Raw genomic sequence first — 17,086 nt, 5'->3', positions numbered from 1 at the left:
TTACCGACTCTGCTTTCTCAACAGATAAATAAAGTACGGCGCACCGATAAAGGTCGACAGCAAGCCCGCCGGGATCTGATACGGGAACAGCACCATCCTGCCGCACCAGTCGGCAAAGACCAGCATCACGCCGCCCGTCAGGGCGGACATCACGATATGCGGCATCGTCCGGCGGAAGCCGAGCATTCTGGCGATGTGCGGCGCCATCAGCCCAACAAAGCTCAGCGGACCAATGGTCATGGTTGCCGTGGCCGTCAGGCAGGCCGCCAGCAGCAGCAGGCCAACGCGCGCTGGCGTGAGCGCAATTCCCACGGCGCGCGCGGTTTCGCCGCCGAGCGGCAGAATGGTCATCCAGCGGCGGCACAGCGGCACGATTGCCAGCAGCACCACCATCGCCAGCCCGGTAAACACAACCTGACCTTCGGTTGCCCGGTAGGTCGAGCCGGAAATCCACGTCAGGATCTGCGCCATGCGCGGATCGCCGCTGGCCTGCAGCATCATCAGCAGCATGGTAAACGCGGTGCTTAGCGCCATCCCCGCCAGCAGCATGCGGTGCGGAGAAAAGCCCCCGCGACCGGCGGCGATCATGATGATCAGCAGCGTGACGGCCGCGCCGAGGCTTCCGGCAGGCATCAGCCAGCCAAAGGCGTTGCCCGGCACGAAGAACAGCATCAGGACCACGCCGAACGCCGCGCCGGAGCTGATCCCCAGCACTTCCGGGCTCGCCATCGGGTTGCCGGTCAGACGCTGAATAATGCAGCCCGCGACCGCCAGCATCACGCCCGCAATCAGCGCGGCGCCGATGCGCGGCCAGCGCCACTGGAGCAGATCGTTGAGCAACGTACCGCTCGCCCAGTGCCAGCCCGCCGCGTCGCGCCCTAAAGAGAGCGCGGCCACCGCGGCCAAGAGCAGAACCGCCATGCCCGCCAGCGCATACCACAGCAGATGCTGGCGCTCGGTGTATACTTTGTCGCCGGCATCCATCGCCGGAGCGCTCATGCTGCGAAGGCGCGGCAGCAGCCACAGCAGCAGCGGCGCCCCGATCAGCGCGGTCACCGATCCGGTGGAGAACTCCATCCAGACCCGCGCCAGCCAGAGAATGATTTGGTCGGAAAGCCAGAGGATCAGCGCGCCGATCATCGGCGCCAGCACCAGCCGCGCCAGCAGGCGACGCGCCCCGAGCATTTTCGCCAGCAGCGGCGCAAACAGGCCGATAAAGCCGATGATACCTACCGCGTTCACCAGCAGGGCGCTTAGCACAATCGCCAGCGTCAGGGCCGCCAGGCGCGCCAGCGACAGCGCCAGGCCGAGGTTGCGCGCAACGCCGTCGTCCAGCCCCATCAGCGTGAGCGGGCGCAGCAGCAGCAGGGTCAGCACCACGCCGCCGATCAGCTGCGGCCACAGGCGATCGACGATGTCCCAGTCGGTCTGGGTCAGCGTCCCCGTACTCCACAGGAACATGCTTTGCAGCTGATCGTGGTGGAACAGCACCAGCAGCTGGTTGATTGCCCCGCAGTAGAGGCTCACCACCAGCCCCGCCAGAATCAGCGTGACGGGCGAGAGGCGTTTGCCCCAGGCAACGCCGAAGACCACGGCCCCAACAACGCACGCCCCCGCCAGCGCGGCAAACTGAGAGGTTAACGCCCCCGGCAGCGCCCACAGCGTCGTAATCGTGATCCCGAGCTGCGCGCCGGTGGCGACGCCCAGCGTAGTGGGCTCTGCCAGCGGGTTACGCAGCACCTGCTGGAACAGCACGCCCACCAGCCCCAGCCCGGCCCCGACCAGCAGGGAAATTACCAGGCGCGGCAGCAGGCTGTAGTGGAACAGCATTTGCTGAATATTATCAATATCCGGGGTCGCGAAGGCCTCGCCCCACTGCCCGCGCGGTAAGGCCGCCGACAGGTTGAGCCAGGTCAGCGCGAGGGCGACGAGAAAAATCAGCCCCAGCAGCAGCGCCGGAAAACGAGCGATGCGGGTGCTCATGCTTTTCCTCCCAGCGCGTTGTCCAGCACGCGCGCAAAATGCATCGCCGACAGCGTCGCGCCGTAGAACCACACGGCGGGGGCGCGCTGGAAGCGCCCTTCGCGCACGAACGGCATCGCCTGCCACAGCGGGGTTGCCATCAGCGCCTGCATCTCGCGCTCGTTGCCGTGATCGAAGCACAGCACGTCCACGTCCCGGAACGCCGCCAGGCGGTCAATGCCCACGGCGGTGCTGCCCCAGAAGGTCATCTCCCCTTCCCAGGCATTGCGAATGCCGAAGCTATCAAGCACTTCCTGGAACAGGCAGTTTTTCCCGAAGACCAGCATATGGCGGGCATCCAGCAGCGTGACCATCAGCAGAGGCCGATCGCCGCGGTTGGCAAAGCGCGGCCTGAGCGAGTCAATCAGCGCGTCAAATTCCGCGAGATGCGTTTTCGCCTCGGCTTCGCGATTGAGAAACTGCGCCATTTCGTTGATGGACTTTTTCGCCATCGCCAGCGGCTTTTTGCCGTCGCTGAAGGTGAAGCCGCGGCCGGGCGCAATGCGCGACATGATCGCTTCCGACGGGCCGTAGCCCGCCGACCAGAATAGAAATGACGGCTTCATTTGGGTGAGAAGCTCAAGGTTAGGCTCGGTGCGCAGGCCGATGTCGATAACCGACTCCGGCAGCTTCGGCTCGTTCACCCACAGGTTGTAGTTGGGAATATCGGCGACGCCGTAGGGCGTGACGCCCAGCGCCATCATCAGCTCGACGGGAAGCCATTCCAGCGCCACGATGCGGCGCAGATCGATGTTCTCCGCGCGCGCCGTATTCATCTTCAGCAGCAGCGGAGAGAGCGCCATCGCCGTCAGCAGGCGGCGGCGGGTAATGCGTGTATTGTCCAGCATCAGTAAACAAAGCTCACCGGTGCAGCCCCGGCAGGGTGAGGCAGGATACCCATTGGAATACCGTAGATGTGTTCCAGCGTTTCGCTGCGCATCAGCTCGGACGGCGAGCCCTGGGCAATCATCTCTCCGCCGCGCAGCGCCACGAGGTAGTCACAGTATCGCGCCGCCATGTTGATATCATGCAGGACCGCGATCACCGTCAGGCCGCGCTGCTGGCTCAGGCGATGCACCAGCGCCAGCACGTCGACCTGATGGGCAATGTCCAGCGCGGACGTTGGTTCATCAAGCAGGAGGCAGCGGCTGTCCTGCGCCACCAGCATCGCAATCCACGCGCGCTGGCGTTCTCCGCCCGACAGGCTATCCACCAGGCGGTGCGCCAGCGGCTTCAGCCCGACCAGCCCAATTGCCTCTTCCACCTTCTCCCGGTCGGCCACGCCGAAGCGCCCAAGCGCGCCGTGCCAAGGGTAACGCCCAATCGCCACCAGCTCGCGCACCGTCATGCCTTCCGCCTGCGGCAGCTGCTGCGGCAGATAGGCGACCTTGCGGGCGAAGGCTTTGCTGTTCCAGCTTTCGAGCGGCTGACCGTCCAGCAGGATCTCGCCTTCAGAAGGCGCCTGATGGCGGCCTAGCATTTTCAGCAGCGTGGATTTGCCCGAGCCGTTGTGGCCAATCAGGCCGGTTACTTTGCCCGCGGGAAACGTGAGGGAGAGCGGGTGCAGCAGCGTGCGCCCGGGTACGCGAAAGGAGAGATTATCTAGCGCAAAGGTGGTATCGGACTGCGTTTTATTATCCTGCATGTCGGCCAACTTAAATAAAAAGGGCACGGCGAACCGTGCCCAAAGCGAGATTAGAAGCGGAAGGTCGCCGTCGCGACAACCTGACGTTCGGCACCCCAGAAGCATCCGTAGGTGTTGAAGCAGCTGGCAACGTATTCACGATCGAACAGGTTGTTCACGTGCAGCGCCACGTTGGACCCCGCCAGGCCAACGCGGGCCAGATCGTAACGCACCAGCGCATCCACAACGGTGTAGCTGCCCACAGTGAAGCTGTTCGCCGGGTCGCCTTTGCTGGAGCCGGTGTAACGCACGCCCGTGCCCAGCGTCAGGCCAGACAGCGCGCCGTCATACAGGGTGTAATCGCCCCAGACGGACGCCATGTGTTTTGGCACCTGCGCAGGCGTGTTGCCTTTGTAGTTGGTGTCGGTGGTGTATTCCGCATCGGTGTAGGTATAAGAACCGACAACGTTCACGCTGGCAGACAGCGCGGCTTTGGCTTCAAGCTCAACGCCGCGGGCGCGGATTTCGCCGCCTTCAACGGAGAAGAATCCGCCCGCCGGATCGGCCATCAGGTTGTTGGTTTTCGTCAGCTGGTACAGCGCGCCGGTGATAACAATCGGACGATCGCTCGGCACGTACTTCACGCCCGCTTCGTACTGTTTGCCTTTAGACGGCGAGAACAGCTTGCCCTGCGCGTCGGTCTGGGAAGACGGTTCGAAGGATTCGCTGTAGCTGAAGTACGGGGTTACGCCGTTATCGAACAGATAGTTAACGCCGCCGCGCCAGGTGAACTGGGTATCATCGCGTTTGGAGGTGGTGTTTGCCACGCGGTTATACGACTCCTGATCTGCCCAGTCGTAGCGGCCGCCCAGGGTGACCAGCACCTTGTCCCACTGCGCCTGATCCTGCACGTACAGGCCGGTTTGCTTCTGGCGGTTTAGGATCTGATACGGGCCGGAGTTGGCCGGATCTTTCGCACCAAAATCAAAATCGCTGCTCACCGGATTGTAGAGATCCAGCAGCGGCACGGAGTCGTCGTAGCCGAACCAGGAGTTGATGTCGTTGCGCATGCGCATGAAGTCAACGCCGGTCAGCAGGGTGTGGTCCATTGCGCCGGTCGCGAACTTGCTCTGCAGCTGGGTATCGACGGTGAAGTTCTGCAGCTTCTCGTCATCGATAACGTATTTACGCGCCAGGAAATGGCCTTTGTCCGCAGAGGATAGCGCCGCACACTGCTTGCTGCCGGCGTTCGCCGGGTCGGTACAAACGCCGTAGCCGTAAACGCTGTTCTGCGAGGTTTTATTCTCGGCGAAGCGCAGGTTCTGACGCACGGTGAAGGTGTCGTTAAACTCGTGGTCGAAGCTGTATCCCACCATCTTCTGGTTGCGGGAATAGGTGTTGTTCTTCGCCCCTTCGTTGAAGTTGGTCGGCAGACGACTGCCGTTCGGCAGCGGATCGACCGTTCCCTCTTTTGGCAGCCAGCCGTAGTAGCCCGTTTCCGGCTCGTTCTGGAAGTAAGAGAGGAAGGTGAAGGTGGTTTTGTCATCCGGACGCCAGGAGAACGACGGCGCGATGGCATAACGCTGCTCGCCTTTGTCTTCCTGCTGCGCGTTGTTGGAGCGCGCCACGCCGGTCAGGCGGTAAGAATAAACGCCGTCGTCATCGATCGCATCGCTGAAGTCAAAGCCGGTCTGGAACAGGCTGTCGGTGCCCATTTTGAACTGGATCTCTCGCAGCGGCTCGGTGGTTGGGCGCTTGCTTACCATGTTCAGCAGGCCGCCCGGGCTGCTTTTTCCATACAGAACGGAAACCGGACCGCGCATGATTTCAGCGCGCTCCAACATATAAGGGTCAATTACCGCGTCGTTATAGAAGTTGCCCTGCATCTTCATGCCGTCGAGGTAGTTGTTCTGGCTCTGGCCGTCGGCCGCAAAGCCGCGAATGACCAGATAATCATAGGTATTGGACGCACCACGCGTGCCAACCGCAACGCCCGGCGTGTAGCTCAGGGCTTCTTTCACCGAGCGCGGCTGGTGCAGCGCCATCTCTTCGGCGGTGACCACGGAAATAGACTGCGGAACCTTCTGGATCGGCGTGTCTGTTTTCGTCCCGGTCGCGGATTGTCTTGCTGCGATGGTCGCAGCGGGTCCCCAGGCACTTTCCTGTGCAGCCGGTGCGGCGGTGACGGTAATAGTATCTTCTTTTTTTGAGGTGTCGGCGGCCTGCGCATAAGCGGACATGCCGGCAACCGCTGTGGCGACGACAACCGCGATTTTACGCAGCGCCGTATTAATTGGCTGAGCAGTATTGGAAAGCGCCATGATGGTTCTCTGATGAAAGAGTGAATGATAACGTAAACGAGAATTATTATTATGACCGCAGAATAATATGCGAAACGCTGGCGGCATAGCAAGCGATAAGCGGCCCTACGAGAATTAAGGGTTTAAGATTTAATCAGGAGAAAATGAAGAGTTAATACGAAATAAAATGTCGGTTAAAGAAATGAGATGGAAGGGTGAAAACATTCCCCCTTCCGAAGAAGGGGGAATGTTGAGCGCTAGTTACCGCCGAACATGTCCTTAATCCAGCCGGCAACGCCATCGCTGTCTTTCTTCTCGTTCTGCGGCGGCTGTTGCTGTTGTTGCTGCTGCGGTTGAGAAGACTGATCGAACGGATTCCCCGTCGGCTGTTCAGGCTGGCTCTGCTGGCACAGCGAGTCCGGATTCGTCGTCCACACCGGCAGCGAACGCATTCCGCCGCCGCACACGAAGTTACCGGCATCGTCCACGCCCATGTCGACAACATCTTCCGGCGCGACCAGATTCAACGGCACAGGAGACTGATTCGCCAGATAGCGCTGGTAAATCGACATCGCCCCGCTGGCGCCGTACAGCTTGGTCGGCTGGTTATTGTCGCGGCCTACCCAGGTGATCACCACTTCACGCCCGTCAATACCGGCAAACCAGGTATCAACGTTGTTGTTGGTGGTCCCGGTTTTGCCCGCCAGATGCAGTCCGGGATACTTCGCGCCCAGCTGGCGGCCGGTGCCACGCTGCACAACCTGCTGCATGGTCCACAGCGTCATATACGCCGCCTGGGCCGGTACCGCACGCTCCGCCTGCGGGAAGCTCTGGTACAGCACGGAGCCATCTTCCGCGATCACCGAGCGCAATGCGGAAAGCGGCGCGCGGTTGCCGCCGCTGGCGATCGTCTGGAATGCCTGCGCCACTTCAATTGGCGTCAGGTTTAGCGCGCCCAGAATCATCGCCGGCACCGGGTGCAGCTGATCCTTCGGCACGCCCAGCTTCTGCCAGGTATCCGTAATTGCAGGCAGCCCCAGCGCCATCCCCAGGTTCACCGTCGGCACGTTCATGGAGCGGGTTAACGCATCCACCAGCATCACCTGGCCGCTGAACTGCTTATCGTCGTTCTGCGGCGACCATACCTGGCCGTTAGGCTGGCGCAGGGAGATTGGCGCATCGGCGATCCAGGTGTTCAGACGATAAAGATTCGGCTGGCTCAGCGCGGTCAGATAGGTCGCCGGTTTTGCCAGAGAGCCAATCGAACGGCGCGCCTGCATCGCGCGGTTGTAGCCCGCGAACTGCGGCTCGGCGCCGCCAACCATCGCGCGGACCTCGCCGGTGTTGCGGTCAACGACCACCATTGCGGTTTCCAGATCGCTCAGCTTGCGCTGCTTCTTCAGCACCGGGATCCCTTCAACGGCGGCCTTTTCCGCCGCGTCCTGCGCAACGGAGTCGAACGTCGTAAAGATCTTCACGCCGGAGAGATCTTTCACCTTATCGCCGAGCTTGCTCTGCAGCTCCTGGCGCACCATCTGCATAAACGCAGGCTGCGGTGAAATCACGCCGCCGCGCGGCTGAACGCCCAGCGGACGCGCGCTCAGCATGTCGTACAGCTCCTGGTCAATCACCTGCTGCTGTTGCAGCAGACGCAGCACAAGGTTACGACGCTCGAGCGCCAGCTTCGGGTTGCGCCACGGGTTATAGATGGATGCCCCTTTCACCATGCCCACCAGCAGCGCCTGCTGGTCAAGGCTCAGCTCTTCCACCGGGCGGCCAAAGTAGTACAGGCTCGCCAGCGGGAAGCCGCGGATCTCGTTGTCGCCGCTCTGGCCGAGGTACACCTCGTTCATGTACAGCTCAAGGATGCGATCCTTGCTGTAGCGCGCGTCCATCAGCACAGCCATGTACGCTTCGTTGGCCTTACGCCAGTAGGAGCGCTCGCTGGAGAGGAACAGGTTCTTAACCAGCTGCTGGGTCAGCGTACTCGCCCCCTGCACCGTGCGGCCCGCCGTCAGGTTTGCCAGCACCGCACGCCCGATGGAGTAAAGGCTGATGCCGTCGTGCTCGTAGAAGTGACGGTCTTCGGTTGCCAGCAGCGTATCCACCAGCAGGTCCGGGAAGCCGTTACGCGCGACGAACAGACGCTGCTCGCCGTTCGCCGAGGAGAGCATTGTGATCAGGCGCGGATCGAGACGGAAGAACCCGAACTGGCGGTTGTTGTCCATGTTCTCGATCGTTTCAAGGCGATCGCCGTCGAAGGTCAGACGCGCGCGCACCTGCCCCTCTTTGCTGTCCGGGAAGTCGAACGGACGGCGGATCATCTCAATGCTTTTCGCCTGCACGGTAAATTCGCCGGGGCGGGTCATTTTCGTGACCTGACGATACTGCGTGGCCTGCAGCAGCTTCACCATCTCGTTCTTGCTGATGGACATGTCCGGCTCAAGGTTCACCATGCGGCCATACACCGCCGCCGGCAGTTGCCAGACTTTCCCGTCGATACGGCTGCGGATCTTCTGATCCAGATACACGCCGTAAATCGCAATCAGCACGACAAAAATAATGAACAGCTTCAGCAGCAGCCACAACCAGCCGCGCTTGCCGCGAGGCTTGCGCCCTTTGCCTTTTCCTTTACGCGGCATCGGTTCCTCATCCTCATAATCGTCTTCATAGTCATCGTCATAGTCCTCATCTCTGAGGCGACGACGGCTTACCTTTTCTTTCGCCGGACGCGAGGGTTTTCCCTTCCGTCCTATTGGCTCGCGGTCATTCCCCGCCATGCTTTTTCTCCGCAACATTCAGGCGCAAAGGCCAGATTCTCTTGTCTTCCACCGAACGGTGAAAGAAGAAATCTCTCAAAACAAAAGCAAAACGGTAACGAGAGTTGCCGTTTTTAGTGTCTTCTCCCTCTCCCCGTGGGAGAGGGCCGGGGTGAGGGCATCAGGCCGCACAATCCGGCATCAGGCCGCATTCCCCTTTCACGAATACTTCTTCGTTCGCCGCGTCGGCGCCGCGTTCGCCGGATCGTCCGGCCAGACGTGCTTCGGGTAGCGCCCCTTCATCTCTTTCTGCACTTCACGGTAGCTGCCCGCCCAAAACGCGCTCAGATCGCGGGTGATCTGCAGCGGCCGATGCGCCGGAGAGAGCAGTTCGAGCACCAGCGGAACCCGCCCTTCGGCGATAGACGGCGTAGCGGCTTCGCCGAACATCTCCTGCATTCGCACCGCCAGCGCCGGAGGGTTATCCTCGTGATAACGAATGGCAATCCGGCTTCCGGTCGGCACAGTGTAATGCCCAGGCAGTTCACTATCCAGACGTTGACGTAATGACCAGTCCACTAAATTCTGTAACGCCGCCTTAACATCAAGCGATTTTAACGCCCGCAGCGAGTGAACGCCGCTCATTTGCGGCAGGAGCCAGCGCTCCAGAGACGCCAGCAGCGCCTCATCGTCAACCTGCGGCCAGCTATATTCCGGCAGCCAGCGCGCGGCGCAGCGCAGGCGAAGACGATATTGCTCTGCCTCCGGCGTCCAGTTTAGTACGCCAAGCCCTTTTTCCCGAATGCCGTTCAGCATCGCCTGGTGCAGCTCCTCTTCCGACGGCTTTGCCAGCGGCTTCATCCCAAGAGTGAGCCTGCCAATCTGGCTGCGGCGAAACGCCTTCAGCGTCCCCTGCGCATCGTCCCACTCCACGGTGTCAGAGCTTTCCAGTAACTGAGGGCATTCCCGCGTAAGGGCGTCGATATCCACCGAGATGGCCTGCAGGATCCGCGCGTCGGGAGAGTGGCTGCCCTGCAGCAGAAGCGGGGCAATCAGCCATTCACGGCGCGTCAGCGGGTCGTCGCCGTCCAGCATCGCGCCCATGCCGTTCGCCAGCTGGTAACGGCCGTCCAGACCGCGCCGACGGGCAATTCTGTCCGGGAAAGCCTGCGCCAGGAGAATAGGGATACGGTCGCTATCAAGCGCCCCGCCCCGGGCGTTGAGCCGCTTAGCAAGCTGCTGCGCGCGCTGCTGCCAGTTTGCCTGGCTGCGTGAAAACGCCTGCGCCAGATCGCTGCTGCCGCCGCGCGGCGGCTCTTCCAGGATCGCCGCCAGCTTTGCCGCCGTGGCAATGTCGTCACTATCCTGCGCGGCCACCAGCATGGCGGCCAGGCGCGGATCGTTGCCCAGCGCGGCCATTTTCTGCCCGCGCGGGGTCAGGCGTTCGCCCTCCAGCGCTCCCAGCCGCGCCAGCAGCGCGCGCGCGGCCGCAAGGTTCACCGCGGGCGGCGGATTAAGCCACGTCAGCTGGGCCGGGTCCGGACAGCCCCACTGCAGAAGGTCCATCACCAGCGCGGAGAGATCGCTCTGCAGGATTTCCGGCGTGCCGTGCGCCGCCGCGCGTTCGGCCTGCTCGGCGCTGGTTAAATGCAAACAGATACCCGGCTCAAGACGCCCCGCTCGGCCCGCGCGCTGCACCATCGACGCCTGGCTTATGCGCTGGGTCAGCAGCCGGGTAAGTCCGGTTCTCGGATCGAAGCTGGCCACCCTCTCCTGCGCGCTGTCCACCACCAGGCGGATACCTTCGATAGTCAGGCTGGTTTCGGCAATGTTCGTGGCCAGCACAACCTTGCGCTGGCCCTCAGGCGCGGGAAGGATCGCTTTACGCTGTTCGCTCAGCGGCAGCGCGCCGTACAGTGGGCAAAGCATAACGTCGCGCCCCACCCGTGAGGCGAGCTGTTCCTGCACGCGCTGGATCTCGCCCACGCCGGGCAAAAACAGGAGCAGCGATCCCGGCTCGTGACGCAAAAGCTCTGCGGTCGCCACGGCAACCGCCTCGTCGAAGCGCTGATGCGCCGCCAGCGGCTGATAGCGCCGCGCCACCGGAAAGGCTCGCCCTTCGGAGGAGATAACCGGCGCGTCGGGCAAGGTTTGCTGAAGGCGCTCGTTGTCCAGGGTGGCCGACATAATCAGCAGCTTAAGGTCGTCGCGCAGCCCCTGCTGCACGTCCAGCAGCAGCGCCAGCGCCAGATCCGCCTGCAGGCTGCGCTCGTGGAACTCATCCAGAATCACCAGCCCGACGCCGGTCAGCTCCGGGTCGTTTTGCAGCATGCGGGTGAGAATGCCTTCGGTCACCACTTCAAGGCGCGTATTCGGCCCGGTGCAGCTTTCGGCACGCATGCGGTACCCGACGGTTTCGCCCGGTTTTTCATTGAGCAGCTCCGCCAGGCGCTGCGCCACGTTGCGCGCGGCCAGGCGGCGCGGCTCGAGCAGGATAATTTTCCCGGGGATCGCGCCCGCGTTCAGGATCTGCAGCGGCAGCCAGGTGGATTTGCCCGCGCCCGTGGGGGCGTTGAGCAAAACCTGCGGGGCGTGGCGTAGGGCAGAAAGCAGCTCGGGAAGGACGACGGCGACCGGCAATGAGGACACGAACAGCTCCAGAGGGTTAACATTAGTCGGCGTACATTGTAGCATCGGCGCATATCATTACCGAGTCCCTCGTATGTCTGAGTCGAAACGACTTTTCTTTGCCGTTGAAATGCCCGCCGCAATCCAGCGGAAAATCGTTCGCTGGCGCGCCGAAAGCTTCCCGGCGGAAGCGGGCCGCCCGATTGCCGCCGCCAACCTGCACCTGACGCTCGCTTTTTTAGGCGACGTCAGCGCCGAAAAGCAGCGGGCGCTCTCCGCCATGGCCGGGCGGATATCCCAGCCGGGCTTTACCCTGCGCCTTGACGATGCCGGTCAGTGGCTGCGCTCTCGCGTGGTGTGGCTCGGCACGCGCCAGCCGCCGCGCGGGCTGTTGCAGCTTGCAAATATGCTGCGGGCCCAGGCCGCGCGCAGCGGATGCTACCAAAGCCCACAGCCTTTTCATCCACACATCACCCTGCTGCGCGATGCGGGCCAGGCGGTTGCGATTCCGCCCCCCGGCTTTTGCTGGTCGTTTCCAGTGAACGCCTTCGCCCTTTATGAATCCGTCTTTGCAAATGGACGCACCCGATACACGCCGCTGCAGCGCTGGACGCTGGGCGATCCCCCAAAGGAACTGTAATGAAGTTTAATCCTGCGCTACGGCGCGCCACGCTTATTCAGCGCTACAAACGCTTCCTCGCCGACGTGGTTACGCCTGAAGGCGAAACGTTAACGCTGCACTGCCCCAATACCGGCGCGATGACCGGCTGCGCCACGCCGGGCGACACGGTCTGGTATTCCACTTCAGAAAATACTAAACGCAAATATGCCCATACCTGGGAAATGACCGAAACCCAGCAAGGGGCATTTATTTGTGTGAATACTTTGCGCGCCAATCAATTAGTAAAAGAGGCGTTAATGAACGGAACGCTCCCTGAACTGGTGGGTTACGGTACGCATAAAAGCGAAGTGAAATATGGCGATGAGGGCAGCAGAATTGACTTTATGCTCCAGGCGGAAGATCGTCCTGAGTGCTATATTGAAGTCAAATCAGTCACATTAGCGGAACACGAAAATGGCTATTTCCCGGATGCGGTGACGCTGCGTGGCCAGAAGCATCTGCGGGAGCTGATGAGCGTTGCGGCGGCGGGGAAACGCGCCGTGTTGCTGTTTGCCGTATTGCATTCAGCCATACAGCGATTTTCCCCCGCCCGCCATATCGATCCTAAATACGCGCAATTGTTGAATGAGGCACAAAAGCAGGGGGTAGAAATTTTCGCCTATAAAGCGGAACTTTCTGCCGATAATATGACTCTGAAATCCTCTCTTCCCATTGTCTTATAAGGGATTAGATGATTGTTTATTATCTGTTCTGGCCGCGTGCGCAAATACGCTTTTCCTCACAGGCTTGTCAAGTGTTACGTTTAGATAATTGCCTTACGGAAAAGCATCTGCTATTTATAGCGACCTGATTTTTCCCCCGACACGGGGATCGATAGTGCGTGTTAAGGAGAAACAACATGCAAGAAGGGCAAAACCGTAAAACATCGTCCCTGAGTATTCTCGCCATCGCTGGGGTGGAGCCGTACCAGGAGAAGCCGGGCGAAGAGTATATGAACGAAGCCCAGCTGTCGCACTTCAAGCGTATTCTTGAAGCATGGCGTAATCAACTTAGGGATGAAGTCGATCGCACCGTTACACATATGCAGGATGAAGCTGCCAACTTCCCGGACCCGGTCGACCGTGCCGCCCAGGAAGAAGAGTTCAGCCTCGAACTGCGTAACCGTGACCGCGAGCGCAAACTGATCAAAAAGATCGAAAAAACGCTGAAAAAAGTGGAAGACGAAGATTTCGGCTACTGCGAATCCTGCGGTGTTGAGATCGGTATTCGTCGCCTGGAAGCGCGTCCAACCGCCGACCTGTGCATCGACTGTAAGACGCTGGCTGAAATCCGCGAAAAACAGATGGCTGGCTAATTCCGGCACGCTAAACATACTGCAAAGGCGGGAGTCTCTCCCGCCTTGTTAATTGATATGTCTGAATCTCATTATATCGGGCGCTTTGCGCCATCCCCCTCTGGTGAACTCCACTTCGGCTCATTAATTGCCGCGCTCGGCAGCTACCTGCAGGCCCGCGCCCGTCAGGGTAAATGGCTCGTTCGCATTGAAGATATCGATCCTCCCCGTGAAGTTCCCGGTGCGGCAGACACTATTCTGCGTCAGCTGGAACATTACGGCCTGCACTGGGACGAAGACGTTCTCTGGCAGTCGCAGCGGCACGAGGCCTACCGTGAGCGCCTGGCCTGGCTCAGCGCGCAAGGGCTCTCCTACAACTGCACCTGCACCCGCGCGCGGATTCACGGCGTGGGGGGCGTTTATGACGGCCACTGCCGCTCGCTGAACAACGGCCCGGAAAATGCCGCCGTTCGCCTGCGCCAGCACGCGCCCGTCACGCGCTTTACCGATCTGCTTTCTGGTGAAATCTGCGCGGATGAGCGTTTGGCGCGCGAAGATTTCATTATCCACCGCCGCGACGGACTGTTTGCCTATAACCTGGCCGTCGTGGTGGACGACCATTTCCAGGGCGTGACGGAAATCGTGCGCGGGGCCGACCTGGTTGAACCTACCGTACGGCATATTTCGCTCTATCAGCAGTTTGGCTGGCGCGCGCCGGATTACATTCATCTGCCGCTGGCGGTCAATGAGGCAGGCGCTAAACTGTCGAAGCAAAACCACGCGCCGGCCCTGCCGGACGGCGATCCGCGCCCCATTTTGATCGACGCGCTGCGGTTTCTCAACCAGGCTGTCATCACCGGCTGGCAGGATCTCACCGTTGACGAACTGCTGAAATTGGCCGTGTCCGGCTGGACGCTTAACGCCGTGCCGAAAATCCAGCATTCTCAAATGCGTCGCGCTGAGCTATGATTAGCCGCTTTTTTCATAACAAAACACACTACGAGGTGTACCATTTTTACCCGAGTCGCTAATTTTTGCCGTAAAGTGCTGAGCCGCGAAGAGAGCATGGCGAATGACGCTATTGCGCAGAACCGCATGTCGGTTGTTCCCCGTGAGCAGCACACTATTTCCCGCAAAGATATCAGTGAAAATGCCCTCAAGGTGCTCTACCGTCTGAATAAAGCGGGCTATGAGGCTTATCTTGTCGGCGGCGGGGTACGTGATTTACTGCTGGGCAAAAAGCCAAAGGATTTCGACGTGACGACCAGCGCCACGCCTGAGCAGGTGCGTAAACTATTCCGCAACTGCCGCCTGGTTGGCCGTCGCTTCCGCCTGGCTCACGTCATGTTTGGCCCCGAGATTATTGAAGTCGCGACGTTCCGCGGCCATCACGAGGCGGGCGCGAGCGATCGCACAACCTCGCAGCGCGGCCAGAACGGCATGCTGCTGCGCGACAACATCTTCGGCTCAATCGAAGAAGATGCCCAGCGCCGTGATTTCACGATTAATAGCCTTTACTACAGCGTGGCGGACTTTACCGTTCGCGACTACGTTGGCGGTATGCAGGATCTGCAGGACGGCCTGATTCGCCTGATCGGCACGCCGGAAACGCGCTATCGCGAAGATCCCGTTCGCATGCTGCGCGCCGTGCGCTTTGCGGCCAAGCTGAATATGCGCATCAGCCCGGAAACCGGGGAGCCGATTCCGCGCCTGGCAACGCTCATCAACGACGTGCCTCCTGCCCGTCTGTTTGAAGAGGCGCTGAAGCTGCTGCAGGCCGGCCATGGTTTTGAAACCTACAAGCTGCTGCGTGAATACAGCCTGTTCCAGCCGCTGTTCCCAACCATCACGCGTAACTTCACCGAAAACGGCGACAGCCCGATGGAGCGCATGATTGCGCAGGTGCTGAAGAACACCGACACCCGCATTCAGAACGACATGCGCGTGAATCCGGCGTTCCTGTTCGCGGCGATGTTCTGGTATCCGCTGCTCGAAACGGCGCAGCGCATCGCGCAGGAAAGCGGGCTGGCCTACTACGACGCCTTCTCGCTAGCCACCAACGACGTGCTGGACGAAGCGTGCCGCACGCTGGCGATCCCGAAACGCATCACCACGCTGGTTCGCGATATCTGGCAGCTTCAGCTGCGCATGTCGCGTCGTCAGGGCAAGCGTGCCTGGAAGCTGATGGAGCATCCTAAGTTCCGCGCCGCCTTCGACCTGCTGGCGCTGCGGGCCGAGATTGAAAAAAATCAGGAGCTGCAGCGTCTGGCGCAGTGGTGGGGAGAGTTTCAGGTCTCCGCTCCGCCCGAGCAGAAAGATATGCTGACTAACCTCGACGACGAGCCGGAACCGCGTCGCCGTCATCGCCGCCCGCGCAAGCGCTCGCCGCGCCGCGAAGGATCTGCATGACCCTCGCGTACATCGCCCTCGGCAGCAACTTAGCCTCTCCTCTGGAGCAGGTTAATGCTGCCGTTAAAGCGATCGGCGAGATCCCACAAAGCCGGATCGTTGCCGTCTCGTCGTTTTACCGCACGCCGCCGCTCGGCCCGCAGGATCAGCCTGACTACCTGAACGCCGCCGTGGCGCTGGAAACGGAGCTGGATGCCGACACGCTGCTGGACAATACCCAGCGCATCGAGCTTCAGCAGGGCCGCGTGCGTAAAGCCGAACGCTGGGGGCCGCGCACGCTGGACCTCGACATCATGCTGTTTGGCAACGACGTGATAAACACCGCGCGCCTGACGGTCCCGCATTACGACATGAAAAACCGCGGGTTTATGCTCTGGCCGCTGTTTGAAATTGCCCCTAACCTCCTCTTCCCTGACGGAATTTCCCTGCAGGCCGTTCTCGACGGTCTTGGCGCGGAAAAACCCGCTCGCTGGTGATATTACCCTCATCGATTAACCCTGAAATATTTGCAGGTAATCGTTTACCTAAAATCATTGTTCCCCCGAATGTTACTGTTAGAATGCGCAAAGATTCGCTTTGGGCTATCAGGAAACAGTATGAAACCAACCACCCTCTCCGTACTGCAGAAGTGCAAACAGGATAAAAAACGTTTCGCCACCATCACCGCCTATGACTACAGCTTCGCCAAACTGTTTGCCGAAGAAGGTATTAACGTGATGCTGGTCGGTGACTCTCTGGGCATGACCGTTCAGGGTCATGATTCCACCCTGCCTGTGACCGTTGAAGACATCGCCTACCACACCCGTGCAGTTCGTCGCGGTGCGCCAAACTGCCTGCTGCTTTCCGACCTGCCGTTTATGGCTTACGCCACGCCCGAACAGGCGTTTGAAAACGCCGCCGCGGTGATGCGCGCCGGGGCCAACATGGTCAAAATTGAAGGCGGCGCCTGGCTTGTCGACACGGTGAAAATGCTCACGGACCGCGCCGTACCGGTGTGCGGACACCTGGGCCTGACGCCGCAATCGGTGAACATCTTTGGCGGCTATAAGGTGCAGGGCCGCGGCGACGCGGCGCAAACGCTGTTTGATGACGCCCTGGCGCTCGAAGCCGCAGGCGCACAGCTGCTGGTGCTGGAATGCGTACCCGTTGCGCTGGCGAAACGCATTACCGACGCGCTCTCTATTCCGGTCATCGGCATTGGCGCGGGCAACGTCACCGACGGGCAGATTCTGGTGATGCACGACGCGTTCGGCATTACCGGCGGGCACATTCCAAAATTTGCCAAAAATTTCCTGACGCAAGCAGGCGACATGCGCGCCGCGGTGCGGCAGTATATTGCCGAGGTTGAGTCCGGGCTTTATCCGGGCGAAGAACACAGTTTCCATTAAG

13 protein-coding genes are annotated in these 17,086 nt (G+C 60.8%); 7 read left to right on the top strand and 6 right to left on the bottom strand.

Going from position 1 to position 17,086, the window contains the following annotated elements:
• The 6 genes from fhuB to hrpB all read right to left on the bottom strand — a co-directional run bounded on the left by fhuB (position 1) and on the right by hrpB (position 11,354).
• A complete protein-coding gene (gene fhuB / locus DBY73_RS19820; protein WP_112012823.1) occupies positions 1–1,983 on the bottom strand; it encodes a Fe(3+)-hydroxamate ABC transporter permease FhuB in 1,983 nt (660 codons plus the stop codon).
• Positions 1,980–2,870, bottom strand: a complete 891-nt coding sequence (gene fhuD, locus DBY73_RS19815; protein WP_112012821.1) for a Fe(3+)-hydroxamate ABC transporter substrate-binding protein FhuD — start codon at positions 2,868–2,870, stop codon at positions 1,980–1,982. The genes fhuB and fhuD overlap by 4 nt, the downstream gene beginning before the upstream one ends.
• Positions 2,870–3,667 carry a Fe3+-hydroxamate ABC transporter ATP-binding protein FhuC gene (fhuC, locus tag DBY73_RS19810; protein WP_112012819.1) on the bottom strand — a complete coding sequence of 266 codons (798 nt, stop codon included), beginning with the start codon at positions 3,665–3,667 and terminating at the stop codon, positions 2,870–2,872. The genes fhuD and fhuC overlap by 1 nt, the downstream gene beginning before the upstream one ends.
• Before the next feature lie 50 nt (positions 3,668–3,717).
• Positions 3,718–5,967, bottom strand: coding sequence for a ferrichrome porin FhuA (fhuA, locus tag DBY73_RS19805; RefSeq protein WP_112012817.1), 2,250 nt, complete (start codon positions 5,965–5,967; stop codon positions 3,718–3,720).
• Between the two features lie 236 nt (positions 5,968–6,203).
• The gene (gene mrcB, locus DBY73_RS19800) at positions 6,204–8,726 is read right to left on the bottom strand and encodes a bifunctional glycosyl transferase/transpeptidase (protein WP_112012815.1); all 2,523 of its coding nucleotides are present in this window, start codon (positions 8,724–8,726) and stop codon (positions 6,204–6,206) included.
• Positions 8,727–8,924: 198 nt separating this feature from the next.
• The gene (gene hrpB / locus DBY73_RS19790; RefSeq protein WP_112012811.1) at positions 8,925–11,354 is read right to left on the bottom strand and encodes an ATP-dependent helicase HrpB; all 2,430 of its coding nucleotides are present in this window, start codon (positions 11,352–11,354) and stop codon (positions 8,925–8,927) included.
• Between the two features lie 73 nt (positions 11,355–11,427).
• Between hrpB and thpR the strand changes: the two genes are divergently transcribed.
• The 7 genes from thpR to panB all read left to right on the top strand — a co-directional run bounded on the left by thpR (position 11,428) and on the right by panB (position 17,085).
• Positions 11,428–11,973: an RNA 2',3'-cyclic phosphodiesterase gene (gene thpR / locus DBY73_RS19785; protein ID WP_112012809.1), complete on the top strand. Its 546-nt coding sequence runs from the start codon at positions 11,428–11,430 to the stop codon at positions 11,971–11,973.
• Positions 11,973–12,677 (top strand): DNA/RNA nuclease SfsA, encoded by a 705-nt coding sequence (gene sfsA / locus DBY73_RS19780; protein ID WP_112012807.1) that lies wholly within the window; start codon positions 11,973–11,975, stop codon positions 12,675–12,677. The genes thpR and sfsA overlap by 1 nt, the downstream gene beginning before the upstream one ends.
• 176 nt (positions 12,678–12,853) lie before the next feature.
• A complete protein-coding gene (gene dksA, locus DBY73_RS19775) occupies positions 12,854–13,309 on the top strand; it encodes an RNA polymerase-binding protein DksA (RefSeq protein WP_001155232.1) in 456 nt (151 codons plus the stop codon).
• A 57-nt stretch (positions 13,310–13,366) separates the two neighbouring features.
• The gene (gluQRS, locus tag DBY73_RS19770) at positions 13,367–14,257 is read left to right on the top strand and encodes a tRNA glutamyl-Q(34) synthetase GluQRS (protein ID WP_112012805.1); all 891 of its coding nucleotides are present in this window, start codon (positions 13,367–13,369) and stop codon (positions 14,255–14,257) included.
• Positions 14,258–14,299: 42 nt separating this feature from the next.
• On the top strand, positions 14,300–15,697 hold the full coding sequence (gene pcnB, locus DBY73_RS19765; protein ID WP_220092933.1) for a polynucleotide adenylyltransferase PcnB: 1,398 nt from the start codon (positions 14,300–14,302) through the stop codon (positions 15,695–15,697).
• Complete coding sequence (gene folK, locus DBY73_RS19760; protein WP_112012801.1) at positions 15,694–16,173, top strand: 2-amino-4-hydroxy-6-hydroxymethyldihydropteridine diphosphokinase; 480 nt, start codon at positions 15,694–15,696, stop codon at positions 16,171–16,173. Before pcnB ends, folK begins: the two co-directional genes overlap by 4 nt.
• A gap of 120 nt (positions 16,174–16,293) precedes the next feature.
• Positions 16,294–17,085 carry a 3-methyl-2-oxobutanoate hydroxymethyltransferase gene (gene panB, locus DBY73_RS19755; RefSeq protein WP_112012799.1) on the top strand — a complete coding sequence of 264 codons (792 nt, stop codon included), beginning with the start codon at positions 16,294–16,296 and terminating at the stop codon, positions 17,083–17,085.
• Position 17,086 lies beyond the last annotated feature (1 nt).

It is taken from the genome of Enterobacter sp. RIT418, from assembly GCF_003057745.1.
Classification (GTDB): domain Bacteria; phylum Pseudomonadota; class Gammaproteobacteria; order Enterobacterales; family Enterobacteriaceae; genus Enterobacter.
Note: the sequence above shows the minus strand (reverse complement) of the source record. Positions and strands in the feature narration are given on the sequence as shown.